14 protein-coding genes are annotated in these 16,822 nt (G+C 70.8%); 7 read left to right on the forward strand and 7 right to left on the reverse strand.

Annotated elements, in window-relative coordinates:
* The 6 genes from ACGF0D_RS38725 to ACGF0D_RS38750 all read right to left on the reverse strand — a co-directional run.
* The coding region (locus ACGF0D_RS38725) for an IS5 family transposase (RefSeq protein WP_392924656.1) at positions 1-608 on the reverse strand (608 nt) is incomplete at its 3' end.
* A gap of 375 nt (positions 609-983) precedes the next feature.
* The gene (locus ACGF0D_RS38730; protein WP_392924659.1) at positions 984-1,913 is read right to left on the reverse strand and encodes a hypothetical protein; all 930 of its coding nucleotides are present in this window, start codon (positions 1,911-1,913) and stop codon (positions 984-986) included.
* A gap of 475 nt (positions 1,914-2,388) precedes the next feature.
* A complete protein-coding gene (locus ACGF0D_RS38735; protein WP_392924662.1) occupies positions 2,389-3,864 on the reverse strand; it encodes an ABC transporter ATP-binding protein in 1,476 nt (491 codons plus the stop codon).
* Positions 3,861-4,709 carry an ABC transporter permease gene (locus ACGF0D_RS38740; RefSeq protein WP_392924665.1) on the reverse strand — a complete coding sequence of 283 codons (849 nt, stop codon included), beginning with the start codon at positions 4,707-4,709 and terminating at the stop codon, positions 3,861-3,863. Before ACGF0D_RS38740 ends, ACGF0D_RS38735 begins: the two co-directional genes overlap by 4 nt.
* Positions 4,706-5,704: an ABC transporter permease gene (locus ACGF0D_RS38745; RefSeq protein ID WP_392924668.1), complete on the reverse strand. Its 999-nt coding sequence runs from the start codon at positions 5,702-5,704 to the stop codon at positions 4,706-4,708. Before ACGF0D_RS38745 ends, ACGF0D_RS38740 begins: the two co-directional genes overlap by 4 nt.
* Positions 5,701-7,260: an ABC transporter substrate-binding protein gene (locus ACGF0D_RS38750; RefSeq protein WP_392924670.1), complete on the reverse strand. Its 1,560-nt coding sequence runs from the start codon at positions 7,258-7,260 to the stop codon at positions 5,701-5,703. Before ACGF0D_RS38750 ends, ACGF0D_RS38745 begins: the two co-directional genes overlap by 4 nt.
* Positions 7,261-7,644: 384 nt before the next feature.
* Between ACGF0D_RS38750 and ACGF0D_RS38755 the strand changes: the two genes are divergently transcribed.
* The 7 genes from ACGF0D_RS38755 to ACGF0D_RS38785 all read left to right on the forward strand — a co-directional run bounded on the left by ACGF0D_RS38755 (position 7,645) and on the right by ACGF0D_RS38785 (position 14,885).
* A complete protein-coding gene (locus ACGF0D_RS38755) occupies positions 7,645-8,634 on the forward strand; it encodes a TauD/TfdA family dioxygenase (protein ID WP_392924673.1) in 990 nt (329 codons plus the stop codon).
* 43 nt (positions 8,635-8,677) lie between these two features.
* Positions 8,678-9,667, forward strand: coding sequence for an ornithine cyclodeaminase family protein (locus ACGF0D_RS38760; protein WP_392924676.1), 990 nt, complete (start codon positions 8,678-8,680; stop codon positions 9,665-9,667).
* Complete coding sequence (locus tag ACGF0D_RS38765) at positions 9,658-11,001, forward strand: Y4yA family PLP-dependent enzyme (RefSeq protein ID WP_392924679.1); 1,344 nt, start codon at positions 9,658-9,660, stop codon at positions 10,999-11,001. Before ACGF0D_RS38760 ends, ACGF0D_RS38765 begins: the two co-directional genes overlap by 10 nt.
* Positions 11,002-11,035: 34 nt before the next feature.
* Positions 11,036-12,067, forward strand: coding sequence for a cysteine synthase family protein (locus ACGF0D_RS38770; protein ID WP_392924682.1), 1,032 nt, complete (start codon positions 11,036-11,038; stop codon positions 12,065-12,067).
* A 5-nt stretch (positions 12,068-12,072) separates the two neighbouring features.
* Positions 12,073-13,506, forward strand: coding sequence for an MATE family efflux transporter (locus ACGF0D_RS38775; RefSeq protein ID WP_392924684.1), 1,434 nt, complete (start codon positions 12,073-12,075; stop codon positions 13,504-13,506).
* A gap of 605 nt (positions 13,507-14,111) precedes the next feature.
* Entirely contained in the window at positions 14,112-14,453 is a 342-nt protein-coding gene (locus ACGF0D_RS38780) for a hypothetical protein (protein WP_392924687.1), read from the forward strand.
* 93 nt (positions 14,454-14,546) lie between these two features.
* On the forward strand, positions 14,547-14,885 hold the full coding sequence (locus ACGF0D_RS38785) for a hypothetical protein (RefSeq protein ID WP_392924689.1): 339 nt from the start codon (positions 14,547-14,549) through the stop codon (positions 14,883-14,885).
* 286 nt (positions 14,886-15,171) lie between these two features.
* On the opposite strand, the gene ACGF0D_RS38790 is transcribed toward ACGF0D_RS38785, so the two are convergent.
* Positions 15,172-16,800 (reverse strand): hypothetical protein, encoded by a 1,629-nt coding sequence (locus ACGF0D_RS38790; protein WP_392924692.1) that lies wholly within the window; start codon positions 16,798-16,800, stop codon positions 15,172-15,174.
* Positions 16,801-16,822: the final 22 nt, after the last annotated feature.

Here is a 16,822-nt window from a genome sequence, read left to right on the forward strand (position 1 = left end):
GCGGGGAGGATGTCGGCGGCGGTGGCCCGGTCGCCGGCGTCGGCGGGCGTGACCAGGATCATCAGGAGCAGGCCGAGGGTGTCGACGACCAGGTGTCGCTTGCGGCCGTTGATTCTCTTCGCGCCGTCGTAGCCGCGCGTCGCACTGTGCACGCTGGCGGCGGCCTTGACCGACTGTGAGTCGATGACCGCCGCAGTCGGCTCGGGATCACGGCCCTCCGCAGTACGGACGGCGGCGCGCATCCGGTCGTGGAACTCGGCCAGCAAGCCGGTGTCGCGCCAGCGGGTGAAGAAGGCGTGGACCCGCTTGAACGGCGGGAAGTCGGCAGGCAGCGCGGCCCATTTGACGCCGTTGTCGACGAGGTAGCGGATCGCATCAAGCATCTGGCGGTGGCAGTAGCCCTCCGGCCGCCCGCCCCGGCCGCTCATCCACGCCGGCACCGGCAGCAGATCCCGCACCGCCGCCCACTCGGCATCGGTCATGTCGCTGTCGTAGCGTCGAACACGCTCGCCATGATCTCCCGCATTGCCGTACCGGTGCGCGAAACAATCACACCTTGGAGGAGCGAAGTTGCCGCCGACCGCGGCGACAGCGTACAAAAGCGGCAACAGGGCCTCCTTGCGCTTTCGGTCTCGACAACCTCAAAGCTGCACAGGGGCCCTGTCTTCATGCGGCGACAACACCGAGATCACCCGAATCGGGAACACGGGAACACTCGTGCTAATCCCAAGCCTCGCGACGGGTTTGCGGATCGCTTCTCAGCTCAGACCATGTTCTTCGCCGCCGAACTTGTCGGGAGAACAGCAGCTACCTGCTTGGCGTCGAGGACGTACGCCGGGGCGGCATCCTTACCACTCCCATCCCACGGCGGTGGTAGACAAGCCCCCGACTTTTCTGTCGACGCTCGCTGGCAAACTCACCCCGCGCTCGCCGCAGCGCCGTTGGTAGAACTCTCGGCCGGATGGAGCCGGAGCTGCCTGGAGTTACGCAGAGCCCGGACGGCACGAGGCCGGGGTGGCGGGCAGCCTACGAGCACAGTGCGTCCGGACCCATGACCAGGATGTCGAGCCCGTTCTCCTTGCAGAGGGCCTCCGCAGCCGTTTGCGCAACCTCCGGATGGGGGTGGTGGCGGCCATGACGTAGACGTCGGCCCCGAGGCCGACCGCGATCCTGACGTCCTTCTCAATCTGTCCGGGTTCGCCGAACGAATCGCCGGAGGCCTTGACCTCCCCAGTGATGATCTTGCCGTCGGCAATTCCGAAGATGTCGGCCTCGGACTTCCTGGACTGACCCGGGAACCAGAGATCGACCCCGGGAAGGAACCAACTCCGATCGAACCGGCGGCTCAGGGCCGCGATAGTCAACAGGTGAGGCAGAACGCCCTGGTCGCTGGCCCGGTCGATGCGGGAGTCGAGCCGGTAGAAGACCGATGGCCCATGACCGGATCCCACGTAGCTGCCGTGGGTACCGCACCCGGGGCAGTTGGCCGCACCACGTTCCGAGACACTTGCGAGCCGGAGGAAGCTGCTGATCCCGCAGGCTGCGCACTTGATCGTCAGCCCGCGCTCAGCCCAGCCGATGCCGGCCAGCTGTTCCAGCCGGTCGGCGGCGTCCGAAGGCTTGCCGTGTCCGAGGGTGTCCGCCGTCTTGAAGACCCGCTCGCTTCGGCTCCCCCAACGAGCCGCAAACTCCAGCTCAGCATCGCTCAGGGTGGCTTGTTTATCCTCCAGGAGTTTCCGCAGTGCCTTCACCATGTGTTCGGTGCGTGGCGTCGTGAGCTTCTGAATGGTCTCCAGGACACCTGGAACGCTGAGAACCGCGATGGCCGTGCGATCCATGAGGCCGACGCTGATGGCCCCCTTCTCGGACACCACGTGGCGCTCAGTGCGTTCGGCAAGGAGCACCTGTGCCACGGCGCCCAGCGTCGGCACGTTCAGCTCAAGTCGGCATTCGTGTCGTAGCCGCGTTGCGACTTCGAGCGCTCCATGACGCCAGCGGCGTTCCTGTCGACGAGGCGGGCAACGGAGTCGGTCCGGGGGAGCGCGGCAAAGGGAGCCCCATTGAAGCCAACGAGAATCTGGACGTCAGTGGTGAACGGTACGGCGCAGCGCGGCCTGCGAGCTGGCCGCTGCCGCCAGAACCCCACATTGTCGAAGATGTTCCGCGGACCGACTGATAGGGCATCCCACCGGGCACTACGGCCAGCCGGCGCGGCCGTGTCCCTGGGTTTCCGCTGATCCGGACATCTCCGTGTTGTGGTGCTGGTGACGACCTCGTGGGGCACTCGTGGTGACCTGGGCGCTGCGTCGGGTGGGTTGACCGCGGACAGGTCCCAGATCCCAAGTGCGTGTGCGGCGATTGTCACGCGAAAGCCGTGGCCTGGGGTGTTCAGCGTGGGACAGGGCTCGGGGCCGGCTGCTTCTCCGTCAGCGGTGCTTCGGCGGATCGCCCGAGCGTGAGGACGGTGTCGGCATGGGCCGAGACCAGCGGCAGGTCGTGGCTGACGAGGACCACTGCGAGGCCGCGGTCGTCGCGGAGGTCGCGCAGGAGTTCCATGATGCCGTGGGCGGTGTCGGTGTCGAGGGCGGAGGTGATCTCGTCGCAGAGCAGGGCGTCGGGTTCGGCGGCCAGGGCCCGGGCGATGGAGACGCGCTGGCGCTGTCCACCGGAGAGCTCGTGGGGGTGGCGCTCGGCGTGCTCGGGTGTGAGGCCCACGGCGGTGAGCAGTTCGGCGACGCGTTCCCGGCAGCGGATGGCCGGCGTGTCGAAGTGGAGCTTCAGCGGGCGGGTGAGGGCGGTGCCGATGGTGTGGACCGGGTTGAGAGCGCCGAGCGGATTCTGCGGGATGAGCTGAATGCGCCGGCGCTGTTCTCTGGTACGTCGGCGGTAGGAGGGGGCCAGACGCTCCCCGTCCAGGGTGATGGTTCCGGCGTCGGGGCGGTGGAGGCCGGCGAGGGTGCGCAGAAGTGTGGTCTTGCCGCATCCGGAGGCGCCCGTGATCCCGGTCAGGGTGCCTGGCCGAAGCACGAGGTCGAGGGCGGTGAAGACCTGGCGGCGGGTGCGGCCCGAACCCACCGAGGCGCTGAGCGTGGTGACTTCCGCAACGAGCCGCGACGCGGTGGCCGGAGTGCGTACGGCCCTGTACGACGAGGGCGCGGGCACCGACGCTGCCGGGACAGGGGTGGGGGTGAGGTGGTCCGGCCACAGGGAGAGGGCGTCGTCGGCGCAGCGGGCGACGAAGTCGGGATCGTGGCTGGTGAGGGCGATGGCGATGTATTCGCATTCGGCGATCTCGCGCAACAGGTTGGCGATGTCGTCGCGCAGCGCGCGGTCGAGGCCGGCGGTGGGTTCGTCGAGGAGGAGGATGGCGGGTTTGCGGGCGAGGGCACGTGCGAGCGCGATGCGACGCTGTTGGCCGCCGGAGAGGTGGGAGACGCGGCGGTGTTCGAGCCGTTCGTCGGTCGGAAGGTGAACGGTGCGCAGCAGGTCGGGCACCGAGGTCCGGCGGCGGTCGGCGGCGGTTTCGGTGATGAGCCGGTCGATGCGCATCCGAGGGTTGAGTCCCGAGCCGGGGTCCTGGCCGACGAAGGCGAGCTTGTGGCGGCGCAGTCGGCGCAGTTCTTCGGGCGGGAGGGTCAGGATGTCGTGGCCGAGGACGGTGAGGCTTCCCGCACTGACGTGCGCGCCGTGGGGAAGGGCGCCGGCGAGGGCGCGCAGTAGCGTGGTTTTGCCGGCGCCGGAGGGTCCGGTGATGGCGGTGATCCGGCCGGGGGTGAGGGTGAGGCCGACTCCGGAGAGCAGTGCTGTGTCGCCGAGGCTGATGGACAGTGCGGCGGCGTGGGCGGCGTGGGTGGTGGTGCTCACAGCGGGGTCTCCGGGGTGGGCCGGGCGGGGGCGAGGGCTTCGGCGGCGAGGTTGACGCTGATGGCGAGCAGGCCGATGGCGAAACAGGGCGCGCCGACGGCCCAGGGGTTGAGGGTGATCCCGGCGGCGTTCTCGCGGATCATCAACGCCCAGTCAGCTTCGGGGGGTTGGGGGCCGAGCTGGAGGAAGGCGGCGACGGAGACGATGTAGACGCCTTCGACGAAGCGCAGGCCGAACAGCGCGAGGATCGTCGAGCGCAGGTTGGGCAGGACCTCGTGGACGGTCAGGTGCCAGAGGTTCTCACCGCCTGCGGCGGCGGCTTCGACGTAGCCGGTGGCGGCGACGGATGCGGCAGCGGCGGCGACGATCCGCACGGCGTAGGGGATGCCGAGGAGGGTGGCGGCGGCCGCGACGGCGAGGCGTCCGCCGCCCGGCCAGGCCAGGGCGATGAGCATGATGGCGAGGACGGAGGGTAGCAGGATCGTCAGGTCAGCGGCGCGCTCGATCCAGCGGCCCACGGCCGGGCGCAGTGCGCTGAGAACACCGATGGCGGTGGCGGAGGCGGTGACCACGACGGCGATGGCCAGGGCGGTGGCGATCAGGGGGGCGCCGCCGGTGAGGAGTCGGCTGAGGACGTCGCGGCCGAGCTGGTCGCCGCCCAACGGTGCGCCTGCGTCCGCTTCGGCGTAGGGGAAGGTGACCGGCGCGTCGATCGGATGCGGGGCCAAAAGTGGCCCGGCGAGGGCGAAGAGGACGAGGAGGAGAGCCGGAAGGGCGCGCTGCAGCGCACGCCGGGTGCGACGCGTGCCGGGCTTGGCGGCTGCAGGCGTGGTCGGGGCGGTCATCGGCGCTCGTCTCCGAGGGTGGTGGTGCGGACGAGGTCGGCGGTCAGCAGGAGGAGGCTGATGGCGGCGCCGGCTGCGGCCACGACTCCGGCGACGAGGGGGGTGTCCCGGTCGGTGATGGCTCCGGCCAGGATGGCACCGATGCCGGGGTAGTTGAAGAGGGTCTCCACGACGACGGTGCCTCCCAGCAGCATGCCGGCGGAGGTGGCGATGCCGACGGCGATGGCGGGCAGGGCTCCGGGGAGCATGTGGTGACTGAGGATGCGACGCCGCCGCAGGCCGTCGAGGACGGCAGCCTGGACGTGCGGCAGGGCGGCCTGGTCGGCCAGTGCGCCGCGCACGATGCGGGTGTTCCAGCCGATCTGGGGGACGGCCAGGGACAGCAGAGGCAGGACGATCATGGTCCAGGATTCGGGCCTGCCGTCCGGCCCGGTGAGGGTGACGGCGGGCAGCCAGCCGGTCCACTGGGACAGCAGCAGGAGCAGGGCGACGGAGACGACGAACTCCGGCAGGGCGAACGCGGCGGTGGACAGGGCGTCGATGGTGCGGTCGACGCGCCCGCCGGGACGCAGGGTCGACCACCCGCCGAGGGCGAGGGCGCCGACGGTGCTCAGGGCGAGGGCGAGGCTGCCGAGCAGGAGGGTGTTGGGGAAGGGGCCGGCCAGGACATCGGTGACGTGCTGACCTCGCGCGGTCGTGCCGAGGTCGCCGGTGGGCAGGCCGGTCATCCAGTCCCAGAACCGCTCGGTGACCGGGCGGTCGAGGCCCATCGCGGCCCGGCGGGCGGTGAGGTCGGCGGCGGTGGCACCTCGGTCGGAGGTCGCGCCTGCGGCGTCGCCGGGCAGGAGCTCGACGGCGGCGAAGACGGCCGCGAGCAGGACGACGAGCATGGCCAGGCGCCGGACCGCCTGGCGGGCGACCCGGCCCGCACCGGGGAGGATGCGGGCCGGGAAGCGTCGTGGCGCGTGGGCGCCGGCCGGGTGGAGCGTGGTCAACGCGCCAGCCAGGTCTTTTCGAGCTGGACGCGGCCGTAGCCGGGGAGCTTGGGCAGGTCGCGTACGGCCGCGCCGGCGAGGTCGATGCCGTCGGCCATGCCCCACAGCAGGTAGCCGGACTTGGCGAACTCGATCTCCTGGAGCTGGTGGAGCAACGTGCCCCGCTCGGTGGTGTCCGCCGTGCCCATGGCCTTGCGGTAGACCTCGTCGAAGGCCGGCTCGTTCCAGCCGGACTCGTTCTGGCCGGCGTCGGAGAGCATCGTCTTGGAAGCGAAGAAGACGATCGAGTCGTTGGTGCCCCAGTACGTCGTGTAGAGCGTTCCCTTGAGCCAGGTGGCGTCCCAGAACACCTTGGAGTCCTGCTTCACGACGTTGATCTTCACCCCGGCCTCGCGGACCTGGGTGGCGAACAGCGTCGCCGACTCCGCCAGACCCGAGATGTCCTCGGTGGTGATCAGGTCGTAGGTCTTGGAGGTGTCGAAACCGGCGTCGGCGAGCAGCTGCTTGGCCTTCGCGAGGTCGCGGGTGCGCTGCGGAACGTCCTTGGCGAAGGCGGGGTCGCCGGTGCCGAGGATGTCGTTGCCGACGCTGCCGTAACCGGACAGGACCTGCTTGACCATGGCGTCGCGGTCGACGGCGAGCTTGAGGGCCTCGCGCACCCGCGGGTCCGCGAACGGGCCGTCGGCGGTTCGCATGACGATGGGCATCGCCATGTCGTTGGCGCGGCGGACGATCCGGACGTCCTTGCGGGACTCCGCGGTGCGGGCGGCGACGGCGCCGACGTTGGAGGCGACATCGATCTGCCCGGCGAGAAGGGCGTTGGCCATGGCCTGGGGGCTCTCGAAGAGGCGCACCTCGACGGCGTCCAGGAGGACCTTGCCGCCGTACCAGTTGTCGTTGCGCACCAGGCGGGCGTTGCCGTCGCGGTACCAGTCGAGCTTGAAGGGGCCGGTGCCCGGGGCGCCGGCGACCGCGTCGTCCTTGGTGTCCTTCTTGAGGACGAAGGTGGTCAGGCGGGTCAGCAGCGGCAGGTCGGCGTTGGCGTAGTCGGAGACCAGGACGACGGTCCTGGCGTCCTCGGCGGTGATGCCCTCGGGCTGGATGCCGGGCAGGCGGCTCTTGCCCGCCGGGGTGTTGCGCAGCCGCTTCAGCGACCAGACGACGTCGTCGGCGGTGACCGGGGTGCCGTCGTGGAAGGTGGCGCCGTCGGCCAGGGTGAAGCGCCAGGTCTTCAGGTCGTCCGACGGCTTCCAGGAGGCGGCCAGGCGGGGGGCGGTGTTGGTCTTGTCCCCGGGTATCGCGAGGGTGTCGTAGAGCAGGCTGATGATGAGGTAGTCGCTCTCGTTGGCCTGGGTGCCGTGCGGGTCGCGGGTGATGGCAGAGGCCTTGCCGAGCGCACCGACCTTCAAGGTGCCGCCCGCGCGGGGCTGTTGGGAGGCACCCTCGGAGGGCGCGGCGTCCTTGGATCCACCCGTGCCGCTGCTGCAGGCGGCGAGCACACCGGCCGCCCCCACGCCGGCACCGGCCCACAGCAGCTGTCGTCTGGTGACGCCCACGTTCGTTCCTCGTTTCGGGGTTGAGCTCGATTTGCTTAGGTTTACCTATCCTAAGTTCGCGACGTGGCGCAAGCCGCCCGGCGGAGCGCACCCCACTCCATGGCGTGCGCCCTGGAGGCCTCAAAAGTGGCCCTGGCCAGCGGAGTTAGGCCTGAGCCGACCGTGCGCCGCCACCCGAAACCGAGACTACGTCGATGTAGACACCCGACCGAGTAAGGCTTGCCTTACTTCGGAGACGTTGTTACGTTTCCTGTCGTCCGGCCGTTCGAGCCGCCCCGGACCACCACCCCACGCGCAGATCCCGTCGCCGTCCCACACCGGCGCGGTGATGCCACGTGCCCGCGCCCCCTCTTCTCTCCCCTCCTGTCCCCGGAAGGCCCCGCCGTGCCCACCTGCCCTGCCCCGGTACGCCATCTCGACACCGACGCCGTCGCGGAACTCACCTCCACCGCCGCCAAACTGCTGGCCTTCCACGGCTCGGCCACCAGCCCCGCCCTGCTGGCCGACCTGCCCGTGATGTGCGCCCAGCTCAGTGAGGAGCTGCGCCGCCGACTGCGCCCGGTCGACACCGCCGACGGCCTGTTCGTGCTGCGCGGTCTGGACATCGAGGACACCGACCTCGGCCCCACGCCCGGCCACTGGTCGACCGTCGGCGACGCCGGCGCGCTGTGGGACGTGGTGCTGCTGCTCGTCTCCGCGCTGATGGGCACCCCGATCGCGTGGGACGGCCAGCAGGACGGCAGGTTCGTGCACAACATCGTTCCCTCGCCCGGCCACGAGAGCGAACAGACCGGTGCCTCCAGCTCCGTTCTGCTCACCCCGCACACCGAGGACGCCTTCCACCCCGGCCGCGCCCACCTGCTGCTGCTGTGCTGCATGCGCAACCACGACGCCATCGCCACCACCGCGGCCAGCGTGCGCCTTGCCGAGCTGTCCGACGCCGACATCGCGCAGCTGAAGCGGCCCGTCGCCCCGATCCTGCCCGACGACGCCTACGAGCAGGCGCGGAGGTTCGGCGGCCGGCCCGCGCCGGTGCCCACGCTCTTCGACACCCCCGAGGGCCTGACCATGCGCTACGACCCCGCCTACACCCCGCTGGAGGAGGCCGACGGGCCGTGGCGCGAGGCGTACGGGCGGCTGGGCGAGGAACTGGCCCGGGTCTCGGTCGCGGTGAGCCTGGAGCCCGGTGACGTCCTGGTCGTGGACAACGACCTCGTCGTCCACGGTCGCGTGCCGTTCCGGGCCCGCTACGACGGCACCGACCGCTGGCTCAAGCGCGCCTCCGTCCGGGTCGAGAACTGTCCCACCCGCCCGGCTGCCGAGAACGACGAACACGGCTACGGCCAGGCCGCCCTCACCGCCTGGGCCGCCTGAACCCCGCACCTGCCGCCGCCCCACCACCTCGAAAGGGCTCACCATGGACCGGGACGACACCACCCTGCGCGTACTGTCCACCAGCGACCTCGCAGGCCTGGACATCACCCTCGCCGACGTCGTCGACACCGTCGAACAGGCCTACCGCACCCTGGCCGCCGGGCAGTCCGACAACCCGCGCAAGCTCACCGTCAAGCCCGCCGACGGCCACTCCGTCTCCTACGCCATGCTCGGGCGCGACGGCGTGCGCAACGTCGTCGCCGTCAAGACCTCGTACAAGCACGGCCTCCACGAGAGCCGCGAAGAGCAGCACTACTACACGACGCTGACCATCTACGACGACGTCACCGGCCTGCCCGTGGCGATGATGGACTGCTCGCGCATCGGCTCGCTGCGCACCCCGGCCGTCTCCGCGCTGCTGGCCCGCGAGTGCGCCGCCCCCGACGCATCCACGGCGCTGGTGATCGGCACCGGCACCCAGGGCCGGCTCGCCCTGCCCTTCCTCCTCACCACCCTGCCCGAGCTGGAACGGCTGCTGCTCTCCGGCACCCACCCCGACGGCATCGCCGCCGTCCGCGCCGAACTCGCCCGGCACTTCCCCGACCGCGAGATCGACCTGGTCACCGATCTCAGGGCCGCCGCCCGCGACGCCGACGTCATCGTCGCCACCGCCGGCGGACACACCACGGCCGCCGTCGAAGCCGACTGGCTGAAGCCCGGCGCGGTCTCGATTCTCGTCGGCCACGGCCTCGCGCCGTCCACCCTCCACCGGGCGGACCGGGTGATCGCCACCAGCGAGGCACAGATGCGCGTCACCGGCACGGACATGGCCGACCGGCACGGCAACCTTCCGGACGTCGACCTGGAACTGCCCGTCGTCATCTCCGGCGTCTCCAAGGCCCGCACCGCCCCCGACCAGCGGATCTTCGCCTACAACAGCGGACTCGTCGTCACCGACATCGCCCTCGGCCACCGCTTCGCCCAGCTCGCCCTCGACCAGGACCTCGGTACCGAGGTGGCCCTGTGGCGCTGACCCTCCCGGCCCATCCGGATCCGCTCCACGACGAGCTCGCCGCCGGCGGGCTCCTGCACGACCTGGCGCACGCCTTCGGCGGCCCGTTCCACTTCGTGCTGCCCGAGCGCTTCGACGCCAACCTTGCCGCTTTCCGCGCCGCCCTCGTCGAGGCGGGTGTGGAGGGGAAGGTGTACTTCGCGAAGAAGGCCAACAAGGCCGCCGCGTTCGTCGAACGCTGTGCCCGCACCGGCGCCGGAGTCGACGTTGCCAGCCTGGGTGAGCTGCGCGAGGCCCTCGGCCATGGCGTGCGCGGCGAGGATCTGGTCGTGACCGGCCCCGCCAAGACCGAATGGCTGCTGACCGTCGCCGCCCTCCAGGGCTCCCTGATCGCCGTGGACGCCCTCGACGAGCTCGACCGGCTACTCGCACTCGACGTTCCCCGGCCGGTCCGGATCCTGCTGCGCCGCTTCCCGCCGGCCCAGCCCCGGAGCCGCTTCGGACTCGACGACGACCAGCTCGACGCCGCGCTGCTGCGCTGTTCCGCGGCCGGGGAGCGGGTGCGGATGGAGGGCTTCAGCTTCCACCTGTCCGGCTACGAGGTCCAGCCCCGTACCGACCTGGCCGCAGAACTCGTCGAACTCTGTCTCAAGGCCCGCATCCTGGGTTTGCAGGCGGACCGGATCAGCATCGGCGGCGGCTTCGCCGTCGACTACACACACGCCGACGCCTGGCAGGAGTTCCTCGCCGCGCAGGGTCCCGATGACTACCACGCGCAGAAGACGTTCCAGACGAGCGACTTCTACCCCTACCACTCGCCCGTCGCCGGAGCCGACGCGCTGCGCGCCGTCCTCGCCGCACGGCCCCGTGGCGATGGCGCGCCGCTCGCGGAGCGGCTGCGAGAGGCGGGAGTGATGCTGCTGCTGGAGCCTGGCCGGGCCCTGCTGGCCGGCGCCGGTTCCTCGGTGTTCACCGTCCAGGGTGTCAAGGACCGCGCGGGGTACGGCATCGTCACCGTTGACGGCACCAGCCTGAGCCTGTCGGAGCAGTGGTTCAACAGCGAGTACCTGCCCGACCCCCAGCTCCTCACCGCGGACGCCGGCTCCCCGGCCAGCCAGTACCGGGCGTGTGTCGGCGGGGCGAGCTGTCTGGACTCCGACCTGCTCACCTGGCGCAAGATCGCTTTCCCATGCAGGCCCCGCCCGGGCGACCTGCTCGTCTACCTCAACACTGCCGGCTACCAGATGGACTCCAACGAGTCCCCGTTCCACGACCTGCCCCTGCCGGCCAAGGCTGTCATCGAGCGGAAGAACGGCCGCCTGCGCTGGCACCTCGACCGCCGCCCGGCCCTGTGACCCGCCGCCCCGTCACCCAGAAAGCCTGCCTGCCATGACCGACGCCCTGCACCGCCCCCCGGTGGTCACCCGGATATCCGACCTCATCGGCTACACCCCGCTGTACGAGCTCGCCCGCGCCGACAACGGCGCCCGCCTGCTCCTGAAGCTGGAGATGTACAACCCCACCGGCAGCGCCAAGATCCGCATGGCGCGCCAGATGGTCCTCGACGCCGAACAGCGCGGCGACCTGCGGGAGGGCGGCCACATCATCGAGTCGACCTCCGGCAACACCGGCCTCGGCCTGGCCGTCGTGGCCGCCGAACGCGGCTACCGCTTCACCGCCGTCGTCGACAACCACGCCGCCGCTGACAAGCTGCGCGGCATGAAGGCCATGGGCACCCACCTCGTCTACGTCGACGAGGGCACCGACGGCGACGAGCTCCACACCGCCGCTCGCGAGGAACTCGCCGAGGACATGGCCCGGGGAAAGGACAACACGTTCTTCACCGAGCAGCACAACAACCCGAGCAACGCCGTCGGCTACTACCCGGTCGGCCGGGAGATCGCCCAGGCCCTCGACAACCGCATCGACGTGCTGATCGGCGCAGTCGGCACCGGCGGCGGCCTGTGCGGTACCGCCCGGGAGCTGAAGAAGTACGTGCCCGGCGTCACGGTCGTCGGCGTCGAGCCGAAGGGGTCCATCGCGTTCGGCCCCCCGGCGCACGACTACTACCAGTCCGGGACCGGCACCCCCGAAGGCGCCACCATCGGCCTGCTGGTGGACTACGACCTCATCGACGAGGGCGTCAAGGTCGGCGACATCGAGGCGTTCGCCACCGCCCGCGTCGTCGCCCGCCGCACCGGCCTGCTCATCGGCGGCTCCGCCGGCGGCGTCGTCCACGACGCCCTGACACGCCTGGCCACCCTTGCGCCGGATGCCGTTATGGTCGCCTTCATCAACGACGGCGGCGAGAAGTACATGGACACCGTCTTCAACGACGAGTGGATGAACGCCCGCCAGCTCATCGACGAAGCCGTCGAGGCCGACATCGACGAGACTCTCACCAAACTCCGCAGGAACTGACCGCCATGCATCTCGCCACCTGGGCCCGGGACAGCAGGGCGCTCGCCGCCCTCGCCGTGCCCCTCGCCCTCACCCAGCTCGCTCAAGTCGCCCTCACCACCACCGACACCATCATGATGGGCGTCCTGGGCACCGAGGCCCTCGCCGCCGGCGGCCTCGCCCTGGTGATCTTCAACCAGCTCCGCACCATGGGCGTCGGCCTGGTCACCTCCGTGGGCAACCAGGTGGCCACAGCCGCAGCCCGCGCCGAACTCGCCCGCCCGGACCGGCCGGACGACACCGTCCCCGAGGCGGCGGGCGCGGACGAGGAGGTCCGCTCACTGGTGCGCGCCGCGATGGCGGTCGCCACCCTCGCGGGCATCGCCGGCGCCGTCGTCATGGTCCTGATCGGCCAGGCGGCGACCCTCCTAGGCCAGGACGCCGGCGTCGCCGACCGCGCCCAGGGCATGCTCGCCGCCCTCGCTCCCGGCCTCGTCCCGTGCCTGTGGTTCCAGGCGGTTCGGCAGTTCACCGTCGGGATGCGCCGCCCCCAGGCGCTCCTGCAGATCACCATCGCCTCCGTGGCCGTCAACGCTGCCCTCAACTGGGCGTTCATCCACGGCACCTTCGGCCTGCCCGTGCTCGGACTCACCGGGATCGGCGTCGCCACGAGCAGCGTCTACCTGCTGTCCTTCCTCGCCCTGTACGCTTCCGCCCGGCGCGACCACCTGCTCGCCCCGCTGCTCGACCTGGCCTTCTGGAAGGCCGACCCGGCAACCGTGCGCCGCCTGTTGGGCCTCGGCACCCCGATCGCGGCCACCTACGGCTCCGAGGCCGGGTTCTTCTCCGTCACCGCGGTTATCGCCGGCAGCTTCGGCGCCGCGGCCCTCGCCGCCCACACCGCGGTCAACCAACTGATCTACATCGCCTTCCAGGTCGCCGTCGGACTCTCCCACGCCGCGTCCATCAACGTCAGCCGCGAACTGGCCCTCGGCGACTTCGGCGCCGCCAGGCGCATCAAGAACACTGCGCTGGCCTGGGGCGCCGCCGTGATGACAGCCGTCGGCACTGTCTACCTCACCCTGCCCGACCTCGTCCTGCGCCCGTACTTCGACCCGAACGAGGCCGCAGACCAGCAGGGTCTCGCCATCGCCACCGGCCTGCTCGCCGTCGTCGCCGTCCTCCAGTTCTTCGACTGCGCCCAGAACATCGGCGTCGGCCTGCTCCGCGGACTCGACGACACCAAGAGCGGCTTCCGCATCACCCTCGTCGGCTACTGGCTTGTCGGCCTGCCCACCGCCTGGATCCTCGCCTACCCCCTCGGCGGCGAGACCCGCGGCCTGTGGCTAGGCCTGCTCCTTGGCCTCGCCACCACCGCGATCCTGCTCCTGCGCCGCTACAACCAGGCCCTCACCGGCAAGGCCCGGGCAGCCACCGAGCCGGCCGCCGCCGCGGCCTGACGACCTGCCGCCCGGTGCAGTAACCCCCGGCGCCGGGTGTGCTCCCGCAGCGTCGCCGCACCAGTCGCCCGCACACTTCATGACACCCATCACCCCGCCATACCAATGCCCCAAGGGGTGCCCATGCCCGTCCCCGCTCCGCCGCAGCCACCCACACCCGCCGAGGTCTGCCGTTCCATCCTCGCCACCGCCGTCACCGCCGGCCTCACCACCTGCGGCCAATGGCACGACGTCCACCTGCTCGCGGTCCACCCGAACGGCCGGCTTGTCCTTGCCGTCCCGCCCGACAGCCCTGCGGCCGCCGGTCCGCAACCCAGCACCGCGACCCTTGACATCACCGACGTCACGGCCATCGCCATGCGCGAGCGTGTCCGCGCCCGACTCCGCATCAGCGGGACGGTCCACCGCATCACCGAGCCCCGCCCGGGCGAGCCCCAACTCCTTCACCTCATCCCCGCCACCCTCGACCCCGCACCGGCCTGCCCTCTCACCGGCGGCCGGGTTTGCGGCATGCCCACGCGGTGGAGGTCGAACGCGCCCGCGAGAGACCGCGCGGACCGTGGCAGCGGGCGTCCCCAACCCGCACACGATCTTGAGGAATTCCCGTGCACTCTGCCTCGCTCGCGGCAACAACCGCGTACACCGTGCCGCAACTGTGGCGCGTCCTGACCAAGGCTGGATACTTCATCGGCCTCAGCGCCGCGATCGGAACCACCGTCACCTACGTGACGACGGTCCGTCCCGCGCTGCGAAATGCCGGCTCAGCCGACACCGGCGCCATGCGGAAGAGGGCCGCGGCCTACCTGGCCGTATCCGGCATCGTGTTCCTGGTGGCCGGGTACTTCCAGCTCGCCGCCCGCCTCGCCCGCGCGGGCAAGGGCATGCCCTTCGGTGACGCGCTGTCGCCCGGCCGGCTGTGGGACTACCTCCAGGCCCCGGCAGCCTAGGGCGCCTGGATTGCCCAGGGCGCCGTTTACCTCGTCCAGAACGCTGTCCTCGCCACGACCGCCGTTCTCCTGACCGCTCTGTTCGTCCCGGCTGTGCGCCGCCGTGTCGACACGATCGCTCTCGCCGCACTGCCCCTGGCCCTCGCCGTGATCCTGATCGCGGCCGTGCCCACCACCGCGCCCACCGACCTCGACCGCTGGCTGGACCTCGCGTTCGACCAGATCCACATCGTCTTCGGCCTGGCGACCGCCGGCGCGTTCAACCAGTTCTGGCTCATGCCCCGCATCGCCAAGGCGCGAGCCGCGGACGACACCACGTCCCTGCTGCACCTGACGCTGCACCACTTCCCGAAGGTGGTCTGGGGCGAGGTCGTTCTCGGCGCCGCCGTGCTGGCGGTCGTGCCGTTCATCGCCGGATCCGCCCGCAGCTAGGCAGGCAGCGCGAAGGCCGTGTCGTCCGGCAGCATCTTCGCCGCCGGTGCCGTCCTCACCGTCGCACTGGCCCTTTCCCTCTGCGCCACTGCCAAGGCGTCCGACGCCCTGGAGCGGCGGACGCCCGTGCCGGCATCGCCCTGACCCGCCCGCGGGGCGCCTGCGGAAGCTCGGCCTGCCAGGGCGCGAAGTGACTCTCCGCTGCGCACGCTGTTGGGCGGCACCGGACCCCGGTGCTGCCCAACAGCGTGCTCAGGGAATGTGCCAGGCCAGTGTCAGAGGCTGCTCAGCCGAGGGTCCCGAGAAGCGTGTCGAGTGCCTTGACCTCGGTGGCCTTGTCGGGCTTGGAGGCGCGCAGGGCCTTGAGGACCTGGTCGATCTGGCCGTCGATGAGGGTCCAGGCCTGCTGGTTCTTGGGCTGCAGGGCGGGCTGGTCGTCGTCCCAGGCCTTCTCCAGGTCGGCGATCCGGGCTGTCGCACCCGCCTGGTCGCCTGCATTCAGCTTTGCCAGGGTGTCCGTGGTGATGGTGCGGAACTTCGCGACCTCCCCGGGCGGGAACGACGACGTCGCCTGCTTCGGAGCGGAACGGGCGGACGCAGCCTCAGGTGCCGGGGAGCCGGCCGGGCCGGCCGCAGCCGCGGACGACGGCTGGGCCGTCGAACCGAGCGAAGCGAGCAGCGCGTTGAGCGCGCCGGCCTCGGTGGCCTTGTCGGGCTTGGAGGCGCGCAGGGCCTTGAGGACCTGGTCGATCTGGCCGTCCAGGAAGGTCCAGGCCTGCTGGTTCTTCGCCTCCAGGGCGGGCTGGTCGTCGTCCCAGGCCTTCTCCAGGTCGGCGATCCGGGCTGTCGCACCCGCCTGGTCGCCTGCATTCAGCTTCGCCAGGGTGTCCGTGGTGATGGTGCGGAACCTCGCGACCTCCACCGGCGGGAACGACGAGGTCGCCTGTTCCGGAGTCAGAGGCGCCGCCGCCGATCCCGAGGTGTCACCCTCCTCACTGGCCGCAGCGGCGTGCGGCTGCTGGTGCGCCCAGATCAGAAGCGCCGCAGTGGCAAGGGCCACGACAGCGTAGTAACCGAGCATGATCCGCTCACGCGCCGGATTCGCCGCAACCGCCTCCGGGGCCTGGCCGTCGGCCGCGATCACGTCACGGCGGCTGCGGGTGAGGTAGAGGACCGTCGCGAGGATCGCCCCCAGGAAGACCACACTGGTCACCGCGGTCCCCAGGCCCAGGCCGCCGTCGCCGCTGGGCGAGGCGAACCAGTCACCGAGGTTCGCGCCCAGCGGGCGGGTGAGGATGTAGGCCAGCCAGAACGAGAGCACCGCGCTGGCACCCAGGCGCCACCCGAGCACGATAGCCGCGATCAACCCGAGCGGCAGGAGCACCGAGACCCCCGGAGCCCAGCCGGTCAGCTCCAGCGTCCAGTCGCCGGTCGCGGTGCCGAGCGCAAAGGTGACCAGCACCGCGAGCCAGTAGAACAGCTCACGCGGCCGCGTGACGATCGTGTGGATCGACAGGGTCCGCTCCCGCGCGAACCAGACTCCGAACACGGCGGCCAGGACGACGGCGAATACGCTGCTGCTCACCACAAGGGGAACGCCCTGGCTGTCGGTGAGGATGTCCGTGTACAGGGTGCCGGTCACGCTCAGCACCACCACCGTGAGCCAGTACACGAACGGGACGTACCGGCGGGTGCGCAGCTGCCAGACCAGCACGACCGCCAGCACGACCGTGAAGATCACTGAGGTGTTGACCAGACCGACACCCAGGGTCATGTTGATCCAGTCGGCGAAGCTCTCGCCCACCGTCGTGCAGAGGATCTTGATGACCCAGAACCACACCGTGACCTCGGGCACCTTGTTCAGCAGCCCTTGGACGTCAGGCGTGGCCGAGCGCCGTTCCGTATTGGTAGCCATGAGGGCGAGGCTCGCACGCCGA

This window comes from Kitasatospora sp. NPDC048298, assembly GCF_043201465.1.
In the GTDB taxonomy this organism is placed as follows: domain Bacteria; phylum Actinomycetota; class Actinomycetes; order Streptomycetales; family Streptomycetaceae; genus Kitasatospora.